The sequence below is a fragment of the Pseudomonas sp. NBRC 111119 genome (genome assembly GCF_001320125.1).
Lineage (GTDB): Bacteria > Pseudomonadota > Gammaproteobacteria > Pseudomonadales > Pseudomonadaceae > Aquipseudomonas > Aquipseudomonas parafulva.
In genome coordinates, this window is the sequence record NZ_BCAV01000091.1 from 1 (window position 1) to 3,614 (window position 3,614).

A 3,614-nucleotide genomic window follows, 5' to 3' on the forward strand; every position below is an offset into this window, starting at 1 on the left:
GACCACCACCAGTTGCTGCGTGTGCTGCAAGGAAATCCCGCTCGATGCCGCCTTCACCCCGGAAGGCGCGGAATACGTCGAGCACTTCTGCGGGTTGGAGTGTTATCAACGCTTCGAAGCGCGTGCCAAGACAGGGAACGAAACCGATGCCGATCCGAACGCCTGCGACTCGCTACCGTCAGATTGAGGCATACCCTAACTTGGCGTCAGACCATCCGGCGCTAAATCGTCAGAATAGAGTTGCCTTCCGAATTGATTGACATACGCCGTCAAGGGTCATAGATTTCTTCCTGACACATTTCCCTCAGGAGGATACCTTGCACGGTCAGCGCATCGGTTACGTCCGCGTCAGCAGCTTCGACCAGAACCCAGAACGGCAGCTCGAACAGATCCAGGTGGATAAAGTGTTCACCGACAAGGCGTCGGGCAAGGACACACGGCGGCCCGAACTGGAACGGCTGCTCGCCTTCGTGCGCGAAGGCGACACGGTCGTGGTGCACAGCATGGATCGTCTGGCGCGCAACCTCGACGACCTGCGCCGCCTGGTGCAGGGCCTCACCCAGCGCGGCGTACGCATCGAGTTCCTTAAGGAGCATTTGACCTTCACCGGCGAGGACTCGCCGATGGCGAACCTGATGCTGTCGGTAATGGGCGCGTTCGCCGAGTTCGAACGCGCCTTGATCCGCGAGCGGCAGCGCGAGGGCATCGCGCTCGCCAAGCAGCGCGGGGCCTACCGTGGCAGGAAGAAATCCCTGTCGTCTGAGCGTATTGCCGAACTGCGCCAACGTGTCGAGGCTGGCGAGCAAAAGACCAAGCTGGCTCGTGAATTCGGAATCAGTCGCGAAACCCTGTATCAATACTTGAGAACGGATCAGTAAATATGCCACGTCGTTCAATCCTGTCCGCCGCCGAGCGCGAAAGCCTGCTGGCGTTGCCGGACACCAAGGATGAGTTGATCCGTCACTACACGTTCAGCGAAACCGACCTCTCCATCATCCGGCAGCGGCGCGGCCCGGCCAACCGGCTGGGCTTCGCCGTGCAGCTCTGTTACCTGCGCTTTCCTGGTGTCATCCTGGGCGTCGATGAGCCGCCGTTTCCGCCCTTGTTGAAACTGGTCGCCGACCAGCTCAAGGTCAGCGTCGAAAGCTGGGACGAATACGGGCAGCGGGAGCAGACCCGGCGCGAGCACCTGGTCGAACTGCAAACGGTGTTCGGCTTCCAGCCCTTTACCATGGGCCACTACCGGCAGGCCGTCCAGTTGCTGACCGAGATGGCCTTGCAGACCGACAAGGGCATCGTGCTGGCCAGCACCTTGATCGAGCACCTGCGGCAGCAGTCGGTCATTCTGCCTGCCCTCAACGCCGTCGAGCGGGCGAGCGCCGAAGCAATCACCCGCGCCAACCGGCGCATCTACGATGCCTTGGCCGAACCGCTGTCGGACGCGCATCGCCGCCGCCTCGACGATCTGCTCAAGCGTCGGGACAACGGCAAAACGACCTGGCTGGCCTGGCTGCGCCAATCGCCCGTCAAACCGAATTCGCGGCACATGCTGGAACACATCGAACGCCTCAAAGCGTGGCAGGCGCTCGACCTGCCTTCTGGCATCGAGCGGTCGGTGCACCAGAACCGCCTGCTCAAGATCGCCCGTGAGGGTGGCCAGATGACGCCCGCCGACCTGGCCAAGTTCGAGGCGCAGCGACGCTATGCCACCCTGGTGGCGCTTGCCATCGAGGGCATGGCCACCGTCACCGACGAAATCATCGACCTGCACGACCGCATCCTGGGCAAGCTGTTCAACGCCGCCAAGAACAAGCATCAGCAGCAATTCCAGGCGTCCGGCAAGGCGATCAACGCCAAGGTGCGGCTGTTCGGCCGCATCGGCCAGGCGCTGATCGAGGCCAAGCAGGCGGGCCGCGATCCGTTCGCCGCCATCGAGGCCGTCATGTCCTGGGATGCCTTCGCCGAGAGCGTCACCGAAGCGCAGAAGCTTGCGCAGCCCGAGGACTTCGATTTCCTGCACCGCATCGGCGAAAGCTACGCCACGCTGCGCCGCTACGCGCCGGAATTCCTTGCCGTGCTCAAGCTGCGGGCCGCTCCCGCCGCGAAGGACGTGCTCGACGCCATCGAGGTGCTGCGCGGCATGAACAGCGACAACGCCCGCAAGGTGCCCGCCGACGCGCCGACCGAGTTCATCAAGCCGCGCTGGCAGAAGCTGGTCATGACCGACACCGGCATCGACCGGCGCTACTACGAACTGTGCGCGCTGTCGGAGATGAAGAACGCGTTGCGTTCCGGCGACATCTGGGTGCAGGGGTCGCGCCAGTTCAAGGACTTCGAGGACTACCTGGTGCCGCCCGCGAAATTCGCCAGCCTCAAGCAGGCCAGCGAATTGCCGCTGGCCGTGGCCACCGACTGCAACCGGTACCTGAACGACCGGCTGACGCTGCTGGAAACACAGCTTGCCACCGTCAACCGTATGGCGACGGCCAACGAGCTGCCGGACGCCATCATCACCGAGTCAGGCTTGAAGATCACGCCGCTCGACGCGGCGGTACCCGACACCGCCCAAGCGCTGATCGACCAGACGGCAATGATCCTGCCGCACGTCAAGATCACCGAACTGCTGCTGGAGGTGGACGAATGGACGGGCTTCACTCGGCATTTCGCGCATCTGAAATCGGGCGACCCGGCCAAAGACAAGAACCTGTTGCTGACCACGATCCTCGCCGACGCGATCAACCTGGGCCTGACCAAGATGGCGGAGTCTTGCCCCGGCACGACCTACGCCAAGCTGGCTTGGCTGCAAGCCTGGCACATCCGCGACGAAACCTACGGGGCGGCGCTGGCCGATCTGGTCAACGCACAGTTCCGCCATCCCTTCGCCGAGCACTGGGGCGACGGCACCACCTCATCGTCGGACGGCCAGAACTTCCGCACCGGCAGCAAGGCCGAGAGCACCGGCCACATCAACCCGAAATACGGGAGCAGCCCAGGGCGGACGTTCTACACCCACATTTCTGACCAGTACGCGCCATTTCACACCAAGGTCGTGAACGTCGGCGTGCGCGATTCGACCTACGTGCTCGACGGCCTGCTGTACCACGAGTCCGACTTGCGGATCGAGGAGCATTACACCGACACGGCGGGCTTCACCGATCACGTCTTCGCCCTGATGCACCTCCTGGGCTTCCGCTTCGCGCCGCGCATCCGCGACCTGGGCGACACCAAGCTCTACATCCCGAAGGGCGACGCCGCCTATGACGCGCTGAAACCCATGATCGGCGGCACGCTCAACATCAAGCACGTCCGCGCCCATTGGGACGAAATCCTGCGGCTGGCCACCTCGATCAAGCAGGGCACGGTGACGGCCTCCCTGATGCTCCGAAAGCTCGGCAGCTACCCACGCCAGAACGGCCTGGCCGTGGCGCTCCGCGAGCTGGGCCGCATCGAGCGCACGCTGTTCATCCTGGACTGGCTGCAAAGCGTGGAACTGCGCCGCCGCGTGCATGCCGGCCTGAACAAGGGCGAGGCGCGCAATGCGCTGGCCAGGGCAGTGTTTTTCAACCGCCTGGGTGAAATCCGCGACCGCAGTTTCGAGCAGCAGCGCTACCGGG

3 protein-coding genes are annotated in these 3,614 nt (G+C 63.7%); all 3 read left to right on the forward strand.

The features are described 5' to 3' along the window. Positions 1-187, forward strand: a 187-nt coding sequence (locus APH25_RS24630; RefSeq protein WP_256217615.1) for a DUF3330 domain-containing protein, incomplete at its 5' end; no start/stop codon positions are given. 130 nt (positions 188-317) lie between these two features. Beyond that, the gene (locus APH25_RS24635) at positions 318-878 is read left to right on the forward strand and encodes a recombinase family protein (RefSeq protein ID WP_003124096.1); all 561 of its coding nucleotides are present in this window, start codon (positions 318-320) and stop codon (positions 876-878) included. 2 nt (positions 879-880) lie between these two features. Beyond that, positions 881-3,614 (forward strand): Tn3 family transposase (locus APH25_RS24640; protein ID WP_034053911.1); only part of this gene is annotated, 2,734 nt, incomplete at its 3' end.